23 protein-coding genes are annotated in these 20,983 nt (G+C 55.0%); 13 read left to right on the top strand and 10 right to left on the bottom strand.

Annotated features, from left to right (window positions below):
- Positions 1-28 precede the first annotated feature (28 nt).
- The 9 genes from L9O85_RS04670 (at position 29) to L9O85_RS04630 (ending at position 6,197) form a co-directional block, all read left to right on the top strand.
- Positions 29-673: a TetR/AcrR family transcriptional regulator gene (locus L9O85_RS04670; protein WP_256182845.1), complete on the top strand. Its 645-nt coding sequence runs from the start codon at positions 29-31 to the stop codon at positions 671-673.
- Positions 673-1,734, top strand: coding sequence for a ribosome small subunit-dependent GTPase A (gene rsgA / locus L9O85_RS04665; RefSeq protein WP_301579726.1), 1,062 nt, complete (start codon positions 673-675; stop codon positions 1,732-1,734). Before L9O85_RS04670 ends, rsgA begins: the two co-directional genes overlap by 1 nt.
- A 16-nt stretch (positions 1,735-1,750) precedes the next feature.
- Positions 1,751-2,398: a GNAT family N-acetyltransferase gene (locus tag L9O85_RS04660; protein ID WP_050625059.1), complete on the top strand. Its 648-nt coding sequence runs from the start codon at positions 1,751-1,753 to the stop codon at positions 2,396-2,398.
- Between the two features lie 87 nt (positions 2,399-2,485).
- Positions 2,486-3,109, top strand: coding sequence for a response regulator transcription factor (locus L9O85_RS04655; protein WP_346015887.1), 624 nt, complete (start codon positions 2,486-2,488; stop codon positions 3,107-3,109).
- Positions 3,110-3,166: 57 nt separating this feature from the next.
- On the top strand, positions 3,167-4,300 hold the full coding sequence (locus L9O85_RS04650; RefSeq protein ID WP_301579725.1) for a sensor histidine kinase: 1,134 nt from the start codon (positions 3,167-3,169) through the stop codon (positions 4,298-4,300).
- Between the two features lie 63 nt (positions 4,301-4,363).
- On the top strand, positions 4,364-4,726 hold the full coding sequence (locus L9O85_RS04645; protein WP_301579724.1) for a hypothetical protein: 363 nt from the start codon (positions 4,364-4,366) through the stop codon (positions 4,724-4,726).
- Between the two features lie 464 nt (positions 4,727-5,190).
- A complete protein-coding gene (locus tag L9O85_RS04640) occupies positions 5,191-5,448 on the top strand; it encodes a hypothetical protein (protein ID WP_276852337.1) in 258 nt (85 codons plus the stop codon).
- Positions 5,449-5,508: 60 nt separating this feature from the next.
- Positions 5,509-5,880, top strand: a complete 372-nt coding sequence (locus L9O85_RS04635; RefSeq protein WP_301579723.1) for a hypothetical protein — start codon at positions 5,509-5,511, stop codon at positions 5,878-5,880.
- 77 nt (positions 5,881-5,957) lie between these two features.
- Entirely contained in the window at positions 5,958-6,197 is a 240-nt protein-coding gene (locus L9O85_RS04630; RefSeq protein WP_301579721.1) for a hypothetical protein, read from the top strand.
- A 257-nt stretch (positions 6,198-6,454) separates the two neighbouring features.
- On the opposite strand, the gene L9O85_RS04625 is transcribed toward L9O85_RS04630, so the two are convergent.
- Positions 6,455-7,129 (bottom strand): GntR family transcriptional regulator, encoded by a 675-nt coding sequence (locus L9O85_RS04625; RefSeq protein ID WP_256182839.1) that lies wholly within the window; start codon positions 7,127-7,129, stop codon positions 6,455-6,457.
- A 278-nt stretch (positions 7,130-7,407) separates the two neighbouring features.
- Here L9O85_RS04625 and L9O85_RS04620 point away from each other — a divergent pair, with 278 nt between their 5' ends.
- Genes L9O85_RS04620 through L9O85_RS04605 form a run of 4 tightly spaced genes read left to right on the top strand, consistent with a single transcriptional unit; the run spans position 7,408 to position 11,861 of the window.
- On the top strand, positions 7,408-7,995 hold the full coding sequence (locus tag L9O85_RS04620; RefSeq protein ID WP_108979446.1) for a TRAP transporter small permease: 588 nt from the start codon (positions 7,408-7,410) through the stop codon (positions 7,993-7,995).
- Positions 7,996-9,285: a TRAP transporter large permease gene (locus tag L9O85_RS04615; protein ID WP_256182838.1), complete on the top strand. Its 1,290-nt coding sequence runs from the start codon at positions 7,996-7,998 to the stop codon at positions 9,283-9,285.
- Between the two features lie 21 nt (positions 9,286-9,306).
- Complete coding sequence (gene dctP, locus L9O85_RS04610; protein ID WP_050625069.1) at positions 9,307-10,347, top strand: TRAP transporter substrate-binding protein; 1,041 nt, start codon at positions 9,307-9,309, stop codon at positions 10,345-10,347.
- A gap of 17 nt (positions 10,348-10,364) precedes the next feature.
- A complete protein-coding gene (locus L9O85_RS04605) occupies positions 10,365-11,861 on the top strand; it encodes a carboxylesterase/lipase family protein (protein ID WP_077138782.1) in 1,497 nt (498 codons plus the stop codon).
- A gap of 286 nt (positions 11,862-12,147) precedes the next feature.
- On the opposite strand, the gene L9O85_RS04600 is transcribed toward L9O85_RS04605, so the two are convergent.
- The 9 genes from L9O85_RS04600 to L9O85_RS04560 all read right to left on the bottom strand — a co-directional run bounded on the left by L9O85_RS04600 (position 12,148) and on the right by L9O85_RS04560 (position 20,937).
- Complete coding sequence (locus L9O85_RS04600) at positions 12,148-13,110, bottom strand: P1 family peptidase (protein ID WP_301580107.1); 963 nt, start codon at positions 13,108-13,110, stop codon at positions 12,148-12,150.
- 14 nt (positions 13,111-13,124) lie between these two features.
- A complete protein-coding gene (locus L9O85_RS04595; RefSeq protein ID WP_157954620.1) occupies positions 13,125-13,754 on the bottom strand; it encodes an ECF transporter S component in 630 nt (209 codons plus the stop codon).
- Positions 13,755-13,972: 218 nt separating this feature from the next.
- On the bottom strand, positions 13,973-15,181 hold the full coding sequence (nspC, locus tag L9O85_RS04590) for a carboxynorspermidine decarboxylase (protein WP_301579719.1): 1,209 nt from the start codon (positions 15,179-15,181) through the stop codon (positions 13,973-13,975).
- Complete coding sequence (locus L9O85_RS04585) at positions 15,181-16,440, bottom strand: saccharopine dehydrogenase family protein (protein ID WP_301579718.1); 1,260 nt, start codon at positions 16,438-16,440, stop codon at positions 15,181-15,183. The genes nspC and L9O85_RS04585 overlap by 1 nt, the downstream gene beginning before the upstream one ends.
- 69 nt (positions 16,441-16,509) lie before the next feature.
- Entirely contained in the window at positions 16,510-17,364 is an 855-nt protein-coding gene (gene speB, locus L9O85_RS04580) for an agmatinase (protein ID WP_256182834.1), read from the bottom strand.
- A gap of 2 nt (positions 17,365-17,366) precedes the next feature.
- On the bottom strand, positions 17,367-18,218 hold the full coding sequence (speE, locus tag L9O85_RS04575) for a polyamine aminopropyltransferase (RefSeq protein ID WP_050625076.1): 852 nt from the start codon (positions 18,216-18,218) through the stop codon (positions 17,367-17,369).
- A complete protein-coding gene (locus L9O85_RS04570) occupies positions 18,219-19,688 on the bottom strand; it encodes an aminotransferase class I/II-fold pyridoxal phosphate-dependent enzyme (protein WP_050625077.1) in 1,470 nt (489 codons plus the stop codon).
- A gap of 419 nt (positions 19,689-20,107) precedes the next feature.
- A complete protein-coding gene (locus L9O85_RS04565; protein ID WP_256182833.1) occupies positions 20,108-20,617 on the bottom strand; it encodes a DUF523 domain-containing protein in 510 nt (169 codons plus the stop codon).
- Positions 20,618-20,685: 68 nt separating this feature from the next.
- Positions 20,686-20,937 carry an IreB family regulatory phosphoprotein gene (locus tag L9O85_RS04560; protein WP_050625078.1) on the bottom strand — a complete coding sequence of 84 codons (252 nt, stop codon included), beginning with the start codon at positions 20,935-20,937 and terminating at the stop codon, positions 20,686-20,688.
- Between the last annotated feature and the right edge of the window lie 46 nt (positions 20,938-20,983).

Here is a 20,983-nt window from a genome sequence, read left to right as displayed (position 1 = left end):
ACGTTTACTTATTGGGAGGGTCATGGTAATGAATACGAAGGAGAAAATATTGGTGACTGCCTTACGGCTCTTTGCCGTTTATGGATATGAGGCGGTATCTGTCAGCCGGATCGCTGGAGAATTAGGCATAACGAAGGGCGCCTTATATAAGCACTACAAAAACAAGAGAGACATTTTTAACTGTATCTTTGAATATGTCTGTCAGTTGGACGTGGAGCGTTCTCGAAAAAGCGGCGTTCCGGAACAGGACTACTCAGATATGCCGGAAGCTTTTTCTCATGTACTGCCAAAAAGTTTAGGCGATTATATGAAAGCGCAATTCCATTATTGGAGCGAAGATGAAATTGCTTGCAACTTTCGTAAAATGCTGACGCTTGAACAATACAAGTCTTCGGAAATGAGCGCTTTATATCAAAAAGTTCTTGTCAGCGGACCATTGGAGTATATTGAGCGTTTGCTTTGTGAAATGTCAAAGAGACAAAAGAAACAGCTTCCCTCCCCTCATGCGTTGGCGATCGAGTTTTATTCTCCCTTTTATTTGTTGCTCAGCATGTCCGATGGAGTAGAGCGTAAAGAAACAAAAGAGGAAATCGCCAAAAGCTATGAGTGTTATATTGACGATTTTCTTCAAAGACATTTTTCCCAAAAACTGAAAGAAGAAAGGAAATTATAGTGGAGCATTTCGTTCTCATAAAAAAATATGGATTTTCCGAAGTATTTTTAAGTCAAATTTCGCAAGAGAATCATTTAGAACCAGCTCGCGTTCTTTCACAGGAGAAAGGGTTTTATCGAATTATAACGGACAAAGGAGAAAAGTTGGCAGAGGTGTCAGGAAAGTTCCGATTTCAAGCTGTAGTTTCTTCCGACTATCCGGCTGTTGGAGACTTTGTACTGGTAAATTGGAACGGATCCGGCAGCAGCGCCATCATTGAATCGGTTCTGCCCCGAAAAGGCGCTTTTGTCCGAAAAGCAGCCGGAGAACCACAACAGGAGCAGATCGTTGCTGCGAACATTGACACTGTATTTCTGTGCATGGCATTGAACCATGATTTTAATCTGAGACGGTTGGAACGATATATTTCGATCGCGTGGGACAGCGGCGCCATGCCGGTCATTATCCTGACAAAATCGGATCTATGTGATGATTTGGAAAACAAACTTTCAGAAGTATCTTCGGTTGCTTTTGGAATAGATGTTCTGGTCACGACTTCAACGGAAGAAAATGGATACAAGGAACTTCTTCCATTGATTTCGGAGGGAAAAACGATTGCTTTTATCGGCTCTTCCGGCGTGGGGAAATCCACCCTGATCAATCGTCTATTGGGGAAAGAACGGCTGAAAACAAATGGGCTTCGCAATGACGATAAGGGCAGGCACACCACGACTCGCAGAGAATTGTTCCTCCTCCCCTCTGGCGGCATGGTAATCGATACCCCGGGCATGCGTGAATTGGGAATGTGGGACAATGATGACGGAATTGAGAGAACCTTTAGGGACATTGAGGAGCTTGCTTCTCAGTGTAAATTCCGCAACTGCACTCACACAAACGAGCCCGGATGTGCTATTCAGAAAGCACTGGAAATGGGAGAATTGGACATGGACCGCTGGCAATCTTATCGGAAGTTAAAGGCTGAAAATGATTATATGGAAGATAAAGAGAGCTACATGATTGCAAAGGGAAGACGGGAAAAAGAAATTTCAAAGCTGATTAAAAAAATGCCAATCAGAGTGTAAAAGGAGGTACTGCTTTATGGAAGAAAATATTGTTATTAGAAATGAAAAGAAAGAAGATTGGGAAACTGTAGAGAAAATCACAAGACAAGCCTTCTATAATCTTTATGTGCCGGGGTGTGTGGAACACTATTTGGTCCACATCATGCGGGAACATGAGGATTTTATTCCGGAACTGGATTTTGTATTGGAACTGGCCGGACAGGTGATCGGTAATATCATTTATACAAAAGCAAAATTGATCGATGAAAATGGAACTGAAAAAGAAATTTTAACATTTGGTCCAGTTAGTATCCATCCAGGTTATCAGAGAATGGGGTATGGAAAAATGCTTATGGAGCATTCATTCCAATCAGCCATACAGTTAGGATATGATACGATTGTTATCTTTGGAAGTCCTGTCAACTATGTCAGCCGTGGATTCAAAAGCTGCAAAAAATATAATGTCTGTATCGAAAGTGGGAAATACCCTGCTGCGATGATGGTCAAAGAACTGCGTCCTCATGCACTGGATGGTCATAAATGGGTCTATCAGGATAGTCCTGTTATGGCAATCAGTGAGGAAGATGCGGAACGCTATGATGCTGCATTGGAGCCTATGGAAAAGAAGCACCTTCCAAGCCAAGAAGAATTTTATATTATGAGTCGTTCCTTCGTGGAGGGATGATGAGCCGTGTCCAAGAACCGCTCATTTGCCCTTGATGAAAAATTTACAGTTTTCTGTTATCATGGTATATCATGCGGAGGAGGGCTGATGATGCGTATTCTGGTGGTCGAGGACGAAAAGCTGCTGTGCGATGGTATTGCGGAGGATCTGGAACTTGAAAAATACACGGTGGAACGGTGCTATGACGGCGCGGAAGCCTATGACCTGCTCCTGAGCGAGTCCTTTGACCTGCTGATCCTGGACCTGAATCTGCCCGGCATGGACGGGCTGGACCTGCTGCGGGCCGTTCGCGCGGAGCAGCCAGAGCTGCGGGTGCTGATCCTGTCGGCCAGAGCGGAGTTATCCGACCGGGTGGCGGGGCTGGATCTGGGGGCAGACGACTATCTCGCGAAACCCTTTGCCCTGGAGGAACTGGAGGCCCGAGTCCGCAGCCTGCTGCGCCGGGAGTTTGTCTCCCGAAATACGGTACTTACTGTGGGTGGTCTCATGCTGGACATATCCGCCCGTGCCATCTCCGCCGGAGAAAGGCCGCTGGAGCTGACGCCCAGAGAGTTTGCCATTCTGGAGCACCTGATGCTCCACCGGGACCGCTGGGTCAGTCAGGAGGAGCTGATGGAGCATGTGCTGGAGTCGGACGCCAACCCCTTCAGCAATGTGGTCCGGATGCATATCTCCTCCCTGCGGAAAAAAACTGCGGGACGCTCTGGGTAATGACCCCATTCAGACGAAGGTCGGTCAGGGCTATCGTCTGATGGAAAAGGAGGCTCTATGAAACCCTTTCGTTCCCTGCGGCTGCGTATCACCCTCTTGTGTGCCCTGCTGCTGACGCTGTGCTGTGCCGCCCTGGCCGTTACCAGCAATCTGTCTGCCATCCATCTGACAGACACCATCGCCGCCGCTCCCCTCTCACCTGCCCTTGATCCGGAGGCGGCCGCGAAAGGGACTATGCCTCTCCTTACCACACAGGCAGCTCCAGTGGTCCAGCAGGCCCAGCAGCTATTTCAGATCCAGAGTATTCTGGCCTCTACTGTAATCCTGGCGGCGGGACTTCTATTGATCTACCTGTTGGTGGGCCGGGCTCTTGCGCCGCTGAAAGACCTGAATGACCAGATCCAGGGCCGGACCGCCAAGGATCTGGATCAGCCCCTTTCCATCCCGGATCGAGGGGATGAGGTAACACAACTGGCACATTCCTTTGATGACCTGTCTCAGCGGCTGAGCCGGGCTTTTTTGATGCAGCGCAGCTTCTCCCAAAATGCTGCCCACGAATTTCGTACCCCGCTGGCCGTCCTCAAGACCCGGATCGGTCTGTTTCGTAAGAAACAAGATTTTGCGCCGCAGACCACAGAGGCATTCCTCAGTATTATGGAGAGCGAGGTGGATCGACTCTCCGGCATGGTGGACAGCCTTCTGAAGTTGACCAATCTGGAACAGGTGCCCCGCAGCGACCGGATCAAATTGGGAGAACTGCTCCACCAAGCTGCCGAGGATGTTTCCCCTCTGGCCTCCAAAAAGGGCATCGCCATTTTGGTGGAAGCCTCCCCTGGCACGATCACCGGCAGCAGAGAGCTGCTCCGCCGGGCACTGTTCAATCTGGTGGAAAATGCGGTCAAATACGGGCCGGATGGCGGACAGACACGGCTCTGTGCGGAGTTGAATGGAGCCGATATTGTCATCACCGTGGCCAATCAGGGACCTTGTATCCCGCCGGAGTTACGGGAGCGGATCTTCGAGCCCTTCTTTCGGGCGGATACCGCCCGCTCCCGGGAACTGGGGGGTGTCGGCCTGGGGCTGGCCCTGGTCCGGGCCATTGCAGAAATCCACGGCGGCAGCGTATGGGTGGAGGAAAATCAGGCTGGCTGGAATCGATTTTTGGTCCGGCTTCCGGCAGTATGTTCATGAGGGACAACCATCATTCCCTGCTATGCTATTAGCAGCGAAACCAGAAAGCTTTTTGCACAATTTTTGATTCTTTTTAGCCATTTTGCTCCGTTTGATTTGTTTTCCGTCACTCTTTCACTGCGGCAATTCCATGTGTTCCGAGCGTGTCTATGGCAATTCCTGTGGTCAGAAAACGGCGTGGCGCTGGCCCGTTTCCTGCGGGAACGCAAGGTCAACGCCTCCATTATTTACATTACGGATTATCCCGGTTTCGCGCTGGACAGCTTCTCTGTCTCCCCACTAGAATATCCGCTCAAGCCGGTGGACGAGTGGCGGCTGGCCGCCGCTCTGGACTGGGATCGACAGCAAAAGCGCCCGGTGCTGCGTGTGGGTGGCCGTGCCATTTCCTCTGGACGAGATCACCTGTCTGAATACCTCGGGCCGTAAGGCTGCCATACAAACCAGTAGGCAGATTGAGCACGCCGTCCCTCTTCAAATTGAAAGAGGAATTCCAGAATCAGGACTTCTGCCTAAGCCATTTCAGCTGTCTGGTTAATCTGTCCCATGTGACACGGGTGGAGTGGGATACCCTGGCCCTGGGAACACAGGCGAATCCATTCCCGCCAGCCGCCGTATTCTCCCGACTTTATGGCCCGCTATGTGGAATCTCTGAAATAAGAACTCCGCCGTTCCCTGAAACTGGGACGGCGGAGTTCTTTTATGCTCGTGTTTCAGGGAGCAGCAGAGCGGTGCTGGCGGAAAAGACATCCTCTTCGGCCTCCAGTACTTCCGGGTGGTGGCCCGGTATCCCCGCCCATGTGAAAGCCTGGGTGGAGGCACTTGTAAGTCTATGGCAAGGAATGCCGAATATGACACTGTGAACGAGTTATCAGGGCAACAATGATTTCTCCGTGACACTGGATCTGGCGGTGCGCCGGAACAAAGATGTGATGCTGATCCATACCATGAGCATCGATGAAGACGGCACGACTGTCGAAGTTACGTTCCAGTACAACAAAATGAGGGGGACAGCCAGCGGCAACCTGATCGTTATACTGCTAGACATCAACGGTCAGCCTCTGGAAAAGCAACAGAGCTGTACGAAGCAGGATGGCTTGCTAGAGCTTTCCAACGAGAGGAGTGCCACACAGTCCTTTACCTTTATGTAAAAGGGCGTATTGGTCCTGGCGGAGTTTTCTGGCTTAATCTTCGAAGGAAGCAGCACAGAGTTGGATCACGTTTCCTTGTCTGGGGCGTTCATGACCTATGCCTTGGCCACCAAGACCTATACGACGACCGTCGCAGGGCTGACCAGCGGCGTCCCGGGAATCGGGGCTAAGGACCCCAAAAACGCGAAGATCACTTTTGATGGCAAGTCCTATGAAGTGGCTGCTCGCTCCACGCACTCTCTGCCTTATGGTACTACCGAGTGGAAAATCATTGTCCAAAACAGCTTGAATACCGAAACCTACAAGCTGATACTAAACAATGTGGACGTCCTCCCCTCCAGCGGCGGCGGCAGTTCCAGTGTCAGCCACGCCATTGACTCGTCTGAGGATACGGAGCATAGCACTAAACTCGACGGGGCACAGCAATTCTAAAGCCCAATTACCTCCCAAAGCAGATTCTGAACGGGGAACAGCTGGGCACCTTTCTGGAGGCCATTGAGCAGGACGAGGTGTGGCGGGACTTTTTCACCGAGCTGACCACCGGCCTGCGCGGGGGTGTGATCTGCGCCCTCCAGTGGGATAACTTGAATCCGAAAACCGGGGAGCTCCAAGTGGAGCGGCAGGTCCATCGAGTCCGGGGTGAGCTGATGGCCTCTCCACCCAAAACCAAGGCATGGCGGACGGCTGTGCTCCTCCATTGCCAGCGGAAAGCGCATGGCTCCGGCGGGACAGTCCCGCCGGAGCCATGATTTTTTCTGTCTGTGGCTTGTTCTGGGGGCAAATCTGTGGCAGAAGCAGTTTGAAAAGAATCAACCCATACAAAATCTACGACACCGAAGCATAGAAGTGAACATTAAACGCTTTGCAAATTATCAATATCTCTTGTATCTACTCCTGACTGATTCATGATATTCTTTGGCTCCGATTCTGAAATTTGTCAAAAGCAGAGATATTGGATGTAACACACCACACCCAATAAATCACAATTCTCAGTCTACAACGGACATTAAGCATTCAATTGAAGGACATAATCGGTGGCATCAGCAATCCCATAGCCATTATGTTCCTCAATTGCTTGACGGGTATATTCAAAATCTTGATTTCGAATACCTAATACAATGCGATTGTGTACAAGCTTGGACTTTTCAGCGCGAAAGCTGTCTATCTCGTCGGTTTTCCCATGATGAATGATGTTTGCCAGCAAAACCCGCTGTCCATGATTTTGCAAATAGATATCGTATAGCCTCTGATTTTCGGCGAGCTCCATCATGTAACGCTTGAACTCTTCATCCTTTTCCATAGGAAAAACCTCACTAGCCTTTTTCTCTAAGATATTAAGCTCTTCCTCCAGCCTAGGTGAGGGGTTTTCCCTAAGGCGGCGAATAATTCTAGCGGCAGCCTCCGTCTCGATCATTCCTGAAATACTGAAGATTTCGTCAATATCTTTGAGCGTCGGCGCAAACACATAAAAACCACGGGAGGATGTGTTGGTCAACAATCCCTCTTTTGTAAGGCGGCGCATCGCATCCCGAATCGGTGTCCGGCTGATTTGAAAAATTGTTGCCAGCTGGGAATCTACTAATCGCTGACCAGGTGCAAACTCTCGGCTGATGATTCTCTTTTTGATTTCTTCATAGGCCAAGTCGTTCAGGTTGACACTCTCCAAAATCACTGAGTCCATTTGACCGCCTCATTTCGTATACAAAATACTTTTTTAATTATATCTATTTTTATGTGGAAATGCAAGCTTATTTTCCAAATTGATTAAGTTGATTTGTCTTCTCATTTCTATTTTTACATTTCCCCCAAATTTAAACGCCTATAATTGGGGGGTTCTATAAATATTTTTTATTTGCTTTTTAAATCTTGACTTTTCCAGATTTGTATTTTATATATTGTATACGAAGTACAAAATCACAGCATGAATTGAGGCGCCATTTCTATTTGAGGAGGATAATCATGAAACAAAACCCATTAAAGCGTGTCATCGCATGGCTAGACCTTCATCTGGAAGAAACTATCCTGATCATCACAGGCAGCCTGATCGGCATCGTCATTATGATGCAAATCATCATGCGCTACGTCTTTCGCCACGCCTTGCCTTGGCCAGAAGAGTTCTGTCGGTTCTGCTACATCTACTTTTGTTTCATAAGCCTGGGATACGCGGTGCGAAATCGCTGTCTGCTAAATATCACTCTATTGCAGGACCATCTCCCCCGCGTTCTCCGTATGGCGTTGGATATCCTCATTCAAGTATCCATGCTGATCGTGTTTATCATATTCTTTGGGGGCAGCATCGATTGTGTGAAAGCCACCATCATTTCCGGCCAGCGTTCCCCCGCACTGCAGATCCCCATGACTATCCCTTATCTGGCCACATCCATTGGCTTTTTCCTCGCAATCATCCGTTCTGTCCAGTCCTCCTTCCAGTCAATCAAGCTTCTACTCACCGGTGGAGACATTAAGGTCGATGCCATGACGGCGGTGGAGGAGGAGTTGGATGAGGCTTCTCAGCAGCTGTTCCGAAATCAAAAAGGGGGTAATTAAATGGCTGGTTTAGTATTTTTGATCTTTTTTGTTTTACTGGCATTGGGGTATCCCATTATTATGTGCATGATTGGCGGCGCAATCACTCCACTGGCTATGGATGCAGTTGGGGCCACCAGTATAGCAGCTTTGATCCGCGGCGCATTCAGTGGTGCAAACTCTCCCAATATTCTCTGTTTGCCTCTCTTTATTTTTGCAGGCGTTCTCATGGCAGAGGGCGGCATTTCTAAAAAGCTGTTTGATGTATTTGCATACTTTGTGGGCAATAAAACCGGTGGAATGCCCTGTGCCGTCATTATCACCTGCTTGTTCTACGGCGCGATCTCCAGCTCTGGCGCTGCCACTGCCGCTGCAATCGGTGCCATGACTATCCCACTGCTCATTGAATTGGGCTATGACGCCAAATTCGCTGCTGCTACTGTGGCGGTATCCGGTGGTTTAGGTGTCATCATCCCTCCCAGCGGCCCCTTTATGATGTATGGCATGGCTACCGAGACCTCCATCGGTGCACTGTTTATGGCCGGCATTCTGCCCGGCATCCTAGTTGCTTGTCTGCTGATGTTCTATGCCGTCACATACTGTAAAATCCATGGCGAGGACAAGGCAAAGATTCAATCCAACTATCAAAAAATTGCCGCTGCCGGCTTTCTGCCCCTGCTCAAGGACAGTTTTTGGGCTCTGCTCTCCCCTGTTATAATCCTGGGCGGAATTTATGCCGGCATTGTTACTCCTACCGAAGCCGCTGCTGTATCGGTGTTCTATGCGCTCTTTGTCAGCCTGTTTATCTACAAAACAGTCTCCTTCCAAAAGCTCCCTGAATTACTGCGCTCTGCCGTCAAATCTGCGGCCCCTATTTGTTTCCTGCTGGCCTTTGCTACTGCTTTCGGCCGCACACTATCCCTGATTCATGCCGCTGATATCGTACAAAATGCCATCATGACCATCGCTACTGACAAGATCTCTTTCCTGATTGTAGTTATCATCGCTTTTTTCCTGCTAGGCATGGTGATGGATACCGGCCCTGCCCTTATCATCCTCGGTCCCATTCTTTGTCCCATTGCAGAGAGTTATGGCATTGACCCCGTCCATCTGGGTGTTCTGATGGTCTGCAACCTGGCTGTAGGTCTGGTCACTCCTCCCTTTGGCCTGAACCTGTTTGTCACTAGTTCTATCTCTGGCGAACAGCCCATGACTATCGGCAAGTCCGCCATCCCCTACATAGGTGTATTTGTCATCGCACTGTTCATTATTGCCTTTGTGCCGCAGTTCAGCATGTTGCTGGTCAAATAAATTTTAGGAGGAAAAATAATTATGAAAAAGTTTCTCGCTTTGGCACTCAGCTTTGCTCTGACTCTGCCCCTGGCCGCCTGCGGCGGCAATCCCGGTAATGCTTCTGCTCCTCCGTCTGGTTCCTCTAATACTCAAGACAGCATTCAGATTTCCTATGCACATATGGGGGCTGAAAGCTCCATGGTAGGGGCATGGGGTATCCTGTTCAAAGAGAAGGTAGAGGCTGCTTCTGATGGCAAGATCACTGTAAATATCTTCTCGAATGGCGAGATGGGCTCCGATGTTGAGGCCATTGAATCTGTTCTGGATAATACTATTCAGATCGCTGCCATGCAGCCTTCTCCCTGTGTCGCTTTTGTCCCCGAGTTGGGTGTTTTTGATCTGCCCTGTGCCTTCTCCACCTCCACTGCCGAGGAGATCAACGAGGTGCTGAACCAGAGCGATTTCAAGACAAAGCTGGACGGTTACTTCGCCAATGCCGGCCTGAAATGCCTTGGATTTACCCAAGGTGCCTCTTTTCGTCAGTTCTCTTCTAATAAAAAGCTGACTTCCATCGAAGACTTCAAAGGACTGAACATGCGGGTTATGGACAACCAATACCAGATCAAATTCTGGAGTGATATGGGCTGCAACACGACTCCTGTCCCTGGCAGCGAACTGTATATGTCTCTCCAGAACGGGCTGGTAGACTCCCAGGAGAACGCCTTGGACACCGTTGTTGTGGGCGGAATGCACGAAGTTCAGGACTACATCACCCTAACTAACCACACTCTGTACACCAATATGATGGTCATGAGTGAGAGCTACTTCAACAGCCTTCCTGCCGCCTATCAGGAGATCATTGAAAACGCCGTCGCTGAAACAACTGTTGAGATGATCCCTGTCTATCAGGAGGCTGATCAGACCGCTTATGATACACTGATCGAAAGCGGCATGGAGATCAACGAACTGAGTGCTGAGGATATGGCTGCCATGCGTGAGATCGCTCAGCCCGTCTATGATATGGTACGCAGCGAGATCGGAGACGAGGCTGTGGATGCCTTGGTTTCTGTCATCCAGTAAATGGGCAGGCGAATATAATGGCTATACGTGAAACTGATGTCCTTTGTGGACATATCCGTGGAATAGCGGCTGGTAATCCTGCGGTTACTGCATTTAAAGGCATTCCCTATGCGGAGGCTCCCACTGGAAATAATCGGTGGAGGCCCCCCATACCCAAAAAGCCTTGGTCCGGAACCTTCGATGCGGTCCGCTTTGGAAATATCTGTCCCCAAGTAATCCCTCAGCCAGGCACCTTCTATCATAAGGAATTCTTCTCCTATCAGCATCTGGAGACTCACCACGAAGACTGTCTCCAACTCAATATTTGGACTCCCGCAGACTCAAAGAGCGATAATCTCCCCGTGCTGGTATTTATCCACGGCGGCGGTTTTCAGACCAATTACAGCTTCGCTCCCCAATTTGACGGTGAACTGATGGCCGCCCAAGGCATCGTAGTAGTAACGATCAACTATCGGCTTGGACTCTTTGGATTTCTTGCGCACCCAGATCTGCGGGACGAGTCTCCTCATGGACTAGCCGGAAACTATGGTCTTCAGGACCAGATATTGGCTCTTCGCTGGGTGCGTGAAAACATTGCCTCTTTTGGCGGGAATCCAGAACAGATCACTATCTCAGGCGGTTCTGCTGGCGCATCCAGCGTACTCATGTTGTCTGCATGTCCACTAGTCAAAGGATGGTTTCAAGGCGCCATCATGCAGAGCGGTCCTCTTCTAGAAAGAAATTTTTCACAGTCGGAGGCCGAAAATATGGGGAAAGCCCTGCTGGAGCGATACGGCTTGTACTCTATCGAAGATGCCCGCAAGGTAGATGCTTCTATCCTCTGCCAGTATGGTCCCGACCTGGATCGCGGTGAGTCTCCATTTATCCAGCCTTGCATAGACGGGGTTATTCTGCCTGAAGGGGTCAGAGATTCCCTCCAAAACGGCCATCTTCATGATATCTGCTACATGGTAGGATGTACCAACAAAGAGGCATGGTCCATGCGAAACCGCTTCCATGCCACCAGCGAAGAAATTGCCCATAAGCTGGAACATGCTTATGGCCACTATTCCGAAGCATATCAAAGGGTCGTAAAATATTCAACAGACGAAGAAATTTACGATTTTCAACTCAATCATGGATTTACCGAGGACATGTTAGCTTATTGCGCTGCATTCTGCCGGATGCAAAGTCTCCATGGCAGAAACCCGGTCTACTTCTATCGTCTGGAACGGGAATTGCCTGGCGACGATGCCGGCGCATTCCACGCATCGGAACATTGGTATGTGTTCCGTACCTTAGACCACTGCTGGCGTCCTTTTGACGGAAATGATTATCAGTTGGCAAAAGCTGTCAGCAATTACTGGGCTAATTTTATCAAAAATGGTGATCCGAACGGAGGTGCGCTACCAGTATGGACGCCCTATGACCGTACCTCACCAGCATATATGGCGCTGGATGTTCAGTCACATATGCAGCCACAGGTTACCAATGAAGCAGTTGACCTCCGGGTCAAATACTATTGTGGTGAATAGCTGCAGGTCGATGTGATCACACACCTATTCAACTCCACCTCGAAGCCTCATACATATGGTATTTTCAAACCCACAACATGGGCTGTATATCGTAGAAGCTGCATATCCGCCATCAAGCGGGGTCAACACATTGCATATCCAAGAAGCCCGCAGGTCACGCAAAGACCTGCGGGCTTTCTGTATCTCAGCATGGAGATGGTAAAGGTAGGTGGTGTGAGCTGTTTCCCTAGGTTTCAGAAATGGCGCGTTGGGAACCAATAGGAGGTGGGCCGCGGAGCGCAGCCGGTCAGCGAGGCAGGTCCTCCCAGCCTATCAGCCCATAGGCGGACCTGGCGGACTGGACCGCCCGCAGGATGGCCCGCTCCATGGCCAGGGCGGCCATGGCCCCCACCACATTGATGTCCCCCGGGACATCCCCCAGGGAGAGGGCATAGATGCTGTCCCCGTCTGCGGTGGTGTGGACCGGCCGGATAGCCCTGGCGTAGCCGTTATGGGCCATGCCGGCAATCTTGGTCAAGGGCGTTTTATCAAACTTCCCGTTGGTGACCACCACGCCTAGGGTGGTATTGCCCGCAAACAGATTTTCCGCCGGGGCGATGTCTGCAAACATCTCCTCCAAGGTGCAGGACAGGCTCGTCCTCTTCTCATTAAGCAGGCCGGCCGCCGGGCGTCCGTCGGGACCGTACACGTCCCCCAGGGCGTTCACCGCCACCAGCGCCCCCACCTTCAGAGGTCCGGTCTGGAGCGCATAGGTACCGAAGCCCGACTTCATCGCCCGGCCCATCCCCCGGTATTTCCCGATGGAGCAGCCCGTACCCGCCCCTACATTGCCCTCAGCGGGGGCAGAGCGCCCCGCATTCTCACAGGCCTGGTAGGCCATCTCGGCGGTAGGCCGTACCTCCTTGCTGCCCACCCCCAGGTCGAAGAGGCAGGACTGGCTCACCAGTGGTACCTTGGTCACCCCCACGTCAAAGCCGATGTCCCGCTCCTCCAGATACCGCTGGACACCCCCGGCGGCGTCCAGCCCGAAGGCGCTGCCGCCGGAGAGCAGCACTGCGTTGATCCCCTGGGCGGCAGCCACCGGGGCCAAGATCTGTGACTCCCGGGAAGCGGGGCCCCCTCCTCGGACATCCAGCCCGGCGGAGCTCATCCGGTCGCACAGGATCACCGTGCAGCCGGTAGCCGCCTCCAGATCCTGGGCGTGGCCCACCTGGAAACCGCCCACCTCCATGATCCCGATCTCTCTCATCATATCTCTCCCCTTCACTCCTTCAGCACGACCCGCAGGGCCTTGCACACCGAGCCGCTGATGACGCAGCCCACTGCGGCCTCGATCACGGCCTGAATGCCCACATAGGCGGCGGCAAACAGTAAAATGTTGTCCTGGAACTTGGCCATCAGCTCCTCGCCCAGCAGGACCTGGAGCGTGGGGGCGTTCAGGAAGATCAGGATCAGCACCGTCATATAGAACAGGGTGTTCAGCACCGGCGCCGCCAGCCCCCCGATGTAATAGGAAATGGTGTTCCCCCTGTCCAGCCTGCGGGCGGCCCGGTAGACCCAGCCCACGCACACCCCCATCAGGACACGGGGGATGATGCTATTCACAAAGCTCAGCACCACCACCACACCTCCGGTATAGCCGGCCAGGAACAGGGTGCTGAACCCGGTCTTGATGGCGGTGTAGAAGCTGATGCAGCCCATCACGCCCCCCAGGACGCCCCCAGCCAGCGGACCCAGCATCATAGCGCCCACGGCCACTGGTACCGTCATAATGGACGCGTACTGTCCGGGCAGCGGGATCATGGCCAATCCTGTGATGTTCATCATCAGCAGGATCCCCACCAACAGAGCCAATTCCATCAGATACGTGAGACTTGTTTTTGCCCTTACCATATTCAATTCCTCCTGCTGCCGCTCCGCCATCTGCGGATGCAGCGCAATTTTGGGGGCGCCCCCATCCGGGAAAACACCCTGACACAAAAGTCAAAGGCATTATACTCTAATTTTCCCTCTTTTTCAAGGCAAAATCAGCCGGGGCGCCGGACCGGAGGACCAGAAAAGCCCCGACGGTCCTGCGCCGCAGTACCGTCGGGGCGGACGCCGATCTCCCGTCAGCGGCCCAGCCGGCTTTTGAAGGCGTTGTAGCCGTGGGCGGTCAGCTGCTCCAGACCCCCGGCGCTGTCCAGCTTCCAGAGATTGGGGAGAGGCATGCCGTTGAAGGTATTGTTTTTACAGGTGGTATAGATGGCCATGTCGCCGAGCAGGACCAGGTCGCCCTCCTGAAGGGGCCGGTCAAAGTCGTAGTCCCCGATCACGTCCCCGGCCAGACAGGTGGGGCCGGCCAGGCGGAACATATGGCCCTCCCCTGGCTCGGTACTGGCCCCCAGGATGGGGGGCTGGTAGGGCATTTCCAGCACGTCGGGCATGTGGCAGGCGGCGCTGACGTCCAAGATGGCGATCCTGACACCGCCGTTTTCCACCACGTCCAGCACCCGGCTGGCCAAATATCCGGCATTCAGGGCCACTGCCTCCCCAGGTTCCAGGTAGACATTTACCCCCCAGGACTGCTGGGCGTGACGGATACAGTCCTCCAGGGTGCCCAAATCATAGTCCGGGCGGGTGATGTGGTGCCCGCCCCCCATATTGATCCATTTCATTTCGGGCAGAATGTCCCCGAACTTCTCCTCCACCGCCGCTAAGGTGGTTTTCAAATCGTCGGAGTTCTGCTCGCACAGGGTGTGGAAGTGAATGCCATCCAGCAGGGACAGGGTGGCCTCGTCCATCTCCTGGTCCCACACGTTCCGGGTCACCCCCATGCGGCTGCCAGGGGCGCAGGGGTCGTAGATGGCGTGGCCCTCCTGGGTGGAGCACTCCGGATTCACCCGCAGTCCCAGGCTTTTGTCTGCCTGCTTGCCCCGGGGCCCGAAGGCCTTCAGCTGGTGGATGGAGTTAAAGACGATGTGGTCGGCGTATTGCAGGAGCTCCTGAAACTCGTCCTCCCGGTAGGCCCCGCAGAACACGTGGACCTCCCCCTGGGGCATCTCCTCCTTGCCCAGCCGGGCCTCATAGAGGCCGCTGGCCTCGGTGCCCGCCAGGTACCGGGACAGGAGGGGGTAGAAATCGTAGTTGGAAAAAGCCTTCTGGGCCAGCAGCACCCGGCAGCCAGTACGCTCCGCCAGAGCGGCGAGCACTTCTCCGTTTTTCCGCAGCCGCTCCTCGTCGATGACGTAGGCTGGGGTGGGCAGCTGGGCAAACAGGGCCCGGGGGTCGTAGTTTGCCAGGCCCGCAAACTGGGGATCTTGTAAGGTCTTATATCCCATCAGTCCACCAGCACGGGGGCGTGGTCTTCGCTGCGGGGCAGGCCGTACTTGTCCAGGGCGTCCAGGAAGGGATCGGGATCAAACTCCTCCACGGTGTGCACGCCCTTCTGGGTCCACTTACCAGTGAGCAACATGAGGGCGCCGCACATGGCGGGTACGCCGGTGGTGTAGCTGATGGCCTGGCTGGCCACCTCCCGATAGCACTCCTGGTGGTCGCACACGTTGTAGATGTAGTAGGTCTTTTCCCGGCCGTCCTTCTTGCCGGTGAAGATGCAGCCGATGTTGGTCTTGCCGTGAGTGCGGGGCCCCAGGCTGGCGGGGTCTGGAAGCAGGGCCTTCAGGAACTTGATGGGCACGATCTGCTGTCCCTCGAACTCCACTGGGGTGGTGGACAGCATGCCCACGTTCTCCAGACACTTCATGTGGGTGAGGTAGCTCTGGCCGAAGGTCATGAAGAAGCGGATACGGCGTACCTCGGGGATGTTCTCGGCCAGAGACTCGATCTCCTCGTGGTGGAGCAGGTACATGTCCTTCTCGCCCACTTGGTCGAAGTTGTACTCCCGCTTGATGCTCATGGCGGGGATCTCCACCCAGCGGCCGTCCTCCCAATAGCTGCCGGGGGCCGAGACCTCCCGCAGGTTCACCTCGGGGTTGAAGTTAGTGGCGAAGGGGTAGCCGTGGTCGCCGCCGTTACAGTCCAGGATGTCGATGGTGTCGATGGTGTCGAACTCGTGCTTCTTGGCGTAGGCGCAGTAGGCCTGAGTCACGCCGGGATCAAAGCCGCAGCCCAGCAAGGCGGTGAGTCCGGCCTTCTCGAACTTCTCCCGGTAGGCCCACTGCCAGGTGTAGTCGAAGTAGGCAGAGAATCCCTTCTCCTTGCAGCGCTTCTCATAGGCGGCCTTCCACTCCGGCTCCTCAATGTCCTCGGGCTCGTAGTTGGCGGTGTCCATGTAATTGACGCCGCACTCCAGGCAGGCGTCCATGATGGTCAGATCCTGGTAGGGCAGGGCGATGTTCATCACCAGGTCGGGCTGGCAGCTCTTAATGAGGGCGACCACTTCTTCCACCTTGTCGGCGTCCACCTGGGCAGTGGTGATCTTGGTGGCAGTCTTGCCCGCCAGCTCGGCGGCCAGCTTGTCACACTTGGACTTGGTGCGGCTGGCGATGCACAGTTCGGTAAACACATCGCTGACCTGGCAGCACTTGCGGATGGCCACGTTGGCCACGCCGCCGCAGCCGATCACTAATACTCTGCTCATAATCACTTCTCCTTTGTTCTTCTCATTTTATACGCCCCGGTCCCCTCCGGGGGCCAGATATTGTGTTTTCTATTGGGACAGGGCCAGCAGCAGCTCCCTCAGCACCTTGCAGGCGGCGGCGGTGGACACGCCGCTCTGATCCAGCATGGGGGCCAGCTCGTTCACATCCGCCCCCACCACGTTGGTTTTGGCCACCATCTGAATGGCCTCCAGCAGCTGGGGGAAGGTGACGCCGCCCGCCTCGGGGGTGCCGGTTCCGGGGAAGGCGGAGGGGTCCAGGCAGTCCAGGTCGATGGTGAGATAGACCGGGGCCCGGCTGGCCTCCAGGGTCTGGACCAGCTCCTCCAGGCCGTCAAAGGTGAAGGGGTGCAGGTCCGTGTGCTCCCTGGCGAAGCGGAACTCCTCCCGTTCCCCGCTGCGGATACCGAACTGGTGGATGCGTCCGTCTCCCAGCAGGTCGTGGCAGCGGCGGATGACGCAGGCATGGCTGAGTTTCGCGCCCAGGTAGTCGTCCCGCAGGTCGGCATGGGCGTCAAAGTGGATGATATGTACGTCGGGCCAGCGCCGCTGGATGGCCCGGAAGCTGCCCAGGGTCACCAGATGCTCGCCCCCAAGCAGCACAGGCAGCTTGCCTGCGGCCAGAATCTCCTCCGCCCGGCTCTCAATGTCCAGCAGCGCCAGCTCCGTGCTGCCAAAGCACAGCTCCAGATCACCGCTGTCGAAGATGCGATAGTCGGTCAGGTCCTTGTCCTGGTAAGGGCTGTACGTCTCCAGGCCGAAGCTCTCATGGCGCATGGCGGAGGGGCCGAACCGGGCGCCGGGACGGAAGCTGGTAGTGGAGTCGAAAGGGGCGCCGAACAGAACGATGCGCGCTTTCTCAAAGCTGCTGTCGCAGCCGATAAAGGTCTCGATATTGGGATCCATCTTCACTCTACCTCCTTCAGCATCTCTTCCAAAAACGCCGGCAGGCAGAAGGCCCCCACATGCAGGCGGACGGTGTAATACTGCGTCTTCAAATGGAGCCCCAGCCACTTGTCCCGGTCGAAGTCATCCACCGGGTGATACTTCTTGCTGGCAAAGCCGAACAGCCAGTAGCCGGCGGCATAGGTGGGGATATGGGCCTGATACACCCGGCTGATGGGGAAAGTGCTGACGATGCGCTTGTGGCTGCGCTGCATGGCCTCCGCGTCGTGGCGGTAGAAGGGGCTGCCCTGCTGATTGACCATAATGCCGTCATCCCGGAGGGCGTTGTAGCAGATGCCGTAGAACTCCCGGGTAAAGTAGCCCTCCGAGGGGCCGAAGGGGTCAGTGGAGTCCACGATGATCAGGTCATACTGGGCGTGGCGGCGGCGGATGAACCGCAGGGCGTTGTCGAAGTAGATGTGCACCCGGGAGTCATCCAGGCGGCAGGCGTTCTCCGGCAGATAGCGCCGGCAGGCCTCCACCACCTGCTCGTCCATCTCCACCAGGTCGATGGACCGGATGCACTCGTACCGGGCCAGCTCCTTCACCACGCCGCCGTCCCCCGCACCGATGACCAGCACGTCCTGCACATGGGGGTGGACGGCCATAGGCACGTGGGTGATCATCTCGTCATAGATGAACTCGTCCCGCTCAGTGAGCATCACATTGCCGTCCAGGGCCAGGACCTTGCCGAACTCTGGGGTGTCGTAGATGTCGATCTGCTGGTACTCGCTCCGGTGGGAGTAGAGGTGCCGGTCCACCCGCATGCTGTGCTTCACGTCGGGGGTATGAAATTCGCTGAACCAGAGCTCCATTTACCGCGCCTCCTGTGTGAGTATGTTGATCTCCTCGATCTCCGGGTCCTCGGGTCCGGTCATGGAGCAGCCCTTCTCCTTGGCGTAGCGGATGTAGTCCAGGATCTCCGCCGTGATCCGCTCCCCAGGGGCCAGGATGGGGATGCCGGGGGGATAGCACATAACGAATTCGCTGCACACCTGTCCCACACTGTCCTCCAGGCGGACGCTGCGCTTGTCCGCGTAGAAGGCCTCCTGGGGGCTGGTGACCACCTCGGGGGCGATGTATTCCTGGTTCATCAGGCCGCTGCCGTCGGTTTGATAGCGGCGGCGGATCTCCGCCAGGGCGCTGACCAGCCGCTCCAGCTCCTGGGGCCGGTCCCCGATGGACAGATAGGCCAGGATGTTGCCGATATCCCCGAACTCGATCTGGATGTCGTACTCGTCCCGGAGCAGGTCGTAGACCTCGATGCCGGCCAGGCCCACGTCCCGGGTGTGGACGCTGAGCTTGGTGGGGTCGAAGTCGAAGATGGAGTCGCCGTTGATGAGCTCCCGGCCGAAGGCGTAGTACCCGCCCACGGCGTTGATCTCCTCCCGGGCGTACTCCGCCATGGCGCACACCTGGCGAAAGACCTCCCGGCCGCGGAGGGCCAGGTTGCGGCGGCTGATATCCAGGCTGGACATCAGCAGATAGCTGCCCGAGGTGGTCTGAGTCAGGTTGATGATCTTCCGCACATGCCCCTCGTGGATGCCGGGGCCGATGAGCAGGAGGCTGGACTGGGTCAGGCTCCCGCCGCTCTTGTGCATGGACACGGAGGCCATGTCCGCCCCGGCTTCCATCGCTGACACCGGCATGTGATCCCCGAAGTAGAAGTGGGTGCCGTGGGCCTCGTCCGCCAGGCAGTACATGCCCGCCTCGTGGGCCATTTCCACGATGGCCCGCAGGTCGCTGCAAATGCCGTAGTAGGTGGGGTTGTTCACCAGCACCGCCACAGCGTCTGGGTTCTCCCGGATAGCACGGGCCACCTGCTCCCGCTTCATGCCCAGGGAGATGCCCAGGCGCGGGTCCACCTCCGGGTTGACATAGACAGGGATGGCACCGCAAAGCACCAGGGCGTTGATGACGCTGCGGTGGACATTCCGGGGCATGATGATCTTGTCCCCCCGCTTGCAGGTGGACAGCACCATGCTCTGCACCGAGCTGGTGGTGCCCCCCACCATCAGAAAGGCGTGGGCCGCGCCGAAGGCGTCGGCGGCCAGCTCCTCCGCCTCCCGGATGACAGAGATGGGGTGGCACAGGTTGTCCAGGGGTTTCATGCTGTTCACGTCGATGCTGACACACTGCTCCCCCAGGAAGCGGGTCAGCTCCGGGTTGCCCCGGCCCCGCTTGTGCCCGGGCACATCGAAGGGAACGACCCGCATCTGCCGGAAGGTCTGGAGCGCCTCGTAGATCGGGGCCTTGTTCTGGTCCAGGGTATGTTCTTCTTTCATCTGCCAACACCTCGAAGCACAAAAAAACACAAGCTGCATTTGAACAGCTTGTGTTTGGATCAATTTGTACACGATAAGCTCCAAGTCCCCTGTCCGGCCGCGATGGCGGACAAACGCCTGCAAATAACAGCTGGGGGCGGGAGATATGTCTGGTACTGAGAGTCTATATAGCAACAAGATACTTTTACCACTCTGTTATTGACCGTTTCACAAGTCTGCGCAAACACGCATCTGGTTATGAAGTAACCAACTTATAAAATTTGAGCTTTTAACTCAATCAATAAGGGCGGTAACCCGCCGATCGGCAATGGACCCGGCTGTCCGTATGGCCTTGACTCCCGGAGGAGTGGTCCCAGTATTCTTGGCCAGATAAACTCCAGTCAGATTGCTACAAAATATAGCATAGAACTTCCGATATGTCAATCGTTTTTCCCGGGATATTTGGAGGGCAAAGGGCGGGACGCACTTTGCCCCTCCTCCCGCGCCTCCCCGCGCTCCGCCAATGTGCCGGCCTCTGACTCTCCGTACACTTGGACCCCGTGTTCCTCCAGCAGGCGGGCGGTCACACCGGAGCCCTCAGTCAGCCTGCCGGTGAAGCTGCCGTCATAGATCTGCCCCCTGCCGCAGGAGGGGCTCCTCTCCTTCAGCACCGCCAGGGTGCACCTATGGGCCCGGGCCAGCTCCAGCACCTCTTCGGCTCCGAGGCGGTACGCCTCCGTCACGTCCTTTCCCGCCCGGTCCACCACCCGGCCGTCTCTCTGGAGCTCCGCCGGCGGGCGGGGCGTGGGCAGGCCGCCCATCACCTCCGGGCACACGGGGATCAGCCGGTGCCCCAGCACCTCCAGCCGCGCCAGCTCCCCGCAGGGCCTGGAGGCCCCGTCGTACCGGCAGGGAGTCCCCAGCAGGCAGGCACTGACCAAAATATCCATCTGTCTCTCCCCTTCCCCAACATCAGAAAAGGGCCCGCTGCGCCTTGCAGCGGGCCCTCAATCTGCTGTCAATGGGTCAAATAATATTTCACCAAAGTCTGGAGCAGCTCATCCCGGTCCACTTTTCGGATCAGCGCCCTGGCGTTATTGTGGTTGGTGATATAGGTGGGATCTTCTGAGAGGATATAGCCCACGATCTGATTGACTGGGTTATAGCCCTTCTCCTGAAGCGCCTGATACACCGTAGTCAAGATCGCCTTGATCTCCAGATCCCGCTGATCGCCCAGCCGGAACTTCCGAGTGAAATCCATCTCATCCATCGAACACACCTCCTGCAGCGTTGAAGTGGAACACTTGTGCTTAGTT

This window comes from Lawsonibacter asaccharolyticus (genome assembly GCF_022453915.1).
Taxonomy (GTDB): domain Bacteria; phylum Bacillota; class Clostridia; order Oscillospirales; family Oscillospiraceae; genus Lawsonibacter; species Lawsonibacter asaccharolyticus.
This window is presented reverse-complemented; position numbering and strand designations above follow the sequence as displayed.

Coding starts and splice junctions, on each gene's coding strand:
- L9O85_RS04670 (WP_256182845.1), top strand. CDS start 29: ATGAATACGAAGGAGAAAATATTGGTGACTGCCTTACGGCTCTTTGCC.
- L9O85_RS04660 (WP_050625059.1), top strand. CDS start 1,751: ATGGAAGAAAATATTGTTATTAGAAATGAAAAGAAAGAAGATTGGGAA.
- L9O85_RS04655 (WP_346015887.1), top strand. CDS start 2,486: ATGATGCGTATTCTGGTGGTCGAGGACGAAAAGCTGCTGTGCGATGGT.
- L9O85_RS04650 (WP_301579725.1), top strand. CDS start 3,167: ATGAAACCCTTTCGTTCCCTGCGGCTGCGTATCACCCTCTTGTGTGCC.
- L9O85_RS04625 (WP_256182839.1), bottom strand. CDS start 7,129: ATGGACTCAGTGATTTTGGAGAGTGTCAACCTGAACGACTTGGCCTAT.
- L9O85_RS04620 (WP_108979446.1), top strand. CDS start 7,408: ATGAAACAAAACCCATTAAAGCGTGTCATCGCATGGCTAGACCTTCAT.
- L9O85_RS04615 (WP_256182838.1), top strand. CDS start 7,996: ATGGCTGGTTTAGTATTTTTGATCTTTTTTGTTTTACTGGCATTGGGG.
- dctP (WP_050625069.1), top strand. CDS start 9,307: ATGAAAAAGTTTCTCGCTTTGGCACTCAGCTTTGCTCTGACTCTGCCC.
- L9O85_RS04605 (WP_077138782.1), top strand. CDS start 10,365: ATGGCTATACGTGAAACTGATGTCCTTTGTGGACATATCCGTGGAATA.
- L9O85_RS04600 (WP_301580107.1), bottom strand. CDS start 13,110: ATGAGAGAGATCGGGATCATGGAGGTGGGCGGTTTCCAGGTGGGCCAC.
- L9O85_RS04595 (WP_157954620.1), bottom strand. CDS start 13,754: ATGGTAAGGGCAAAAACAAGTCTCACGTATCTGATGGAATTGGCTCTG.
- nspC (WP_301579719.1), bottom strand. CDS start 15,181: ATGGGATATAAGACCTTACAAGATCCCCAGTTTGCGGGCCTGGCAAAC.
- L9O85_RS04585 (WP_301579718.1), bottom strand. CDS start 16,440: ATGAGCAGAGTATTAGTGATCGGCTGCGGCGGCGTGGCCAACGTGGCC.
- speB (WP_256182834.1), bottom strand. CDS start 17,364: ATGGATCCCAATATCGAGACCTTTATCGGCTGCGACAGCAGCTTTGAG.
- speE (WP_050625076.1), bottom strand. CDS start 18,218: ATGGAGCTCTGGTTCAGCGAATTTCATACCCCCGACGTGAAGCACAGC.
- L9O85_RS04570 (WP_050625077.1), bottom strand. CDS start 19,688: ATGAAAGAAGAACATACCCTGGACCAGAACAAGGCCCCGATCTACGAG.
- L9O85_RS04565 (WP_256182833.1), bottom strand. CDS start 20,617: ATGGATATTTTGGTCAGTGCCTGCCTGCTGGGGACTCCCTGCCGGTAC.
- L9O85_RS04560 (WP_050625078.1), bottom strand. CDS start 20,937: ATGGATGAGATGGATTTCACTCGGAAGTTCCGGCTGGGCGATCAGCGG.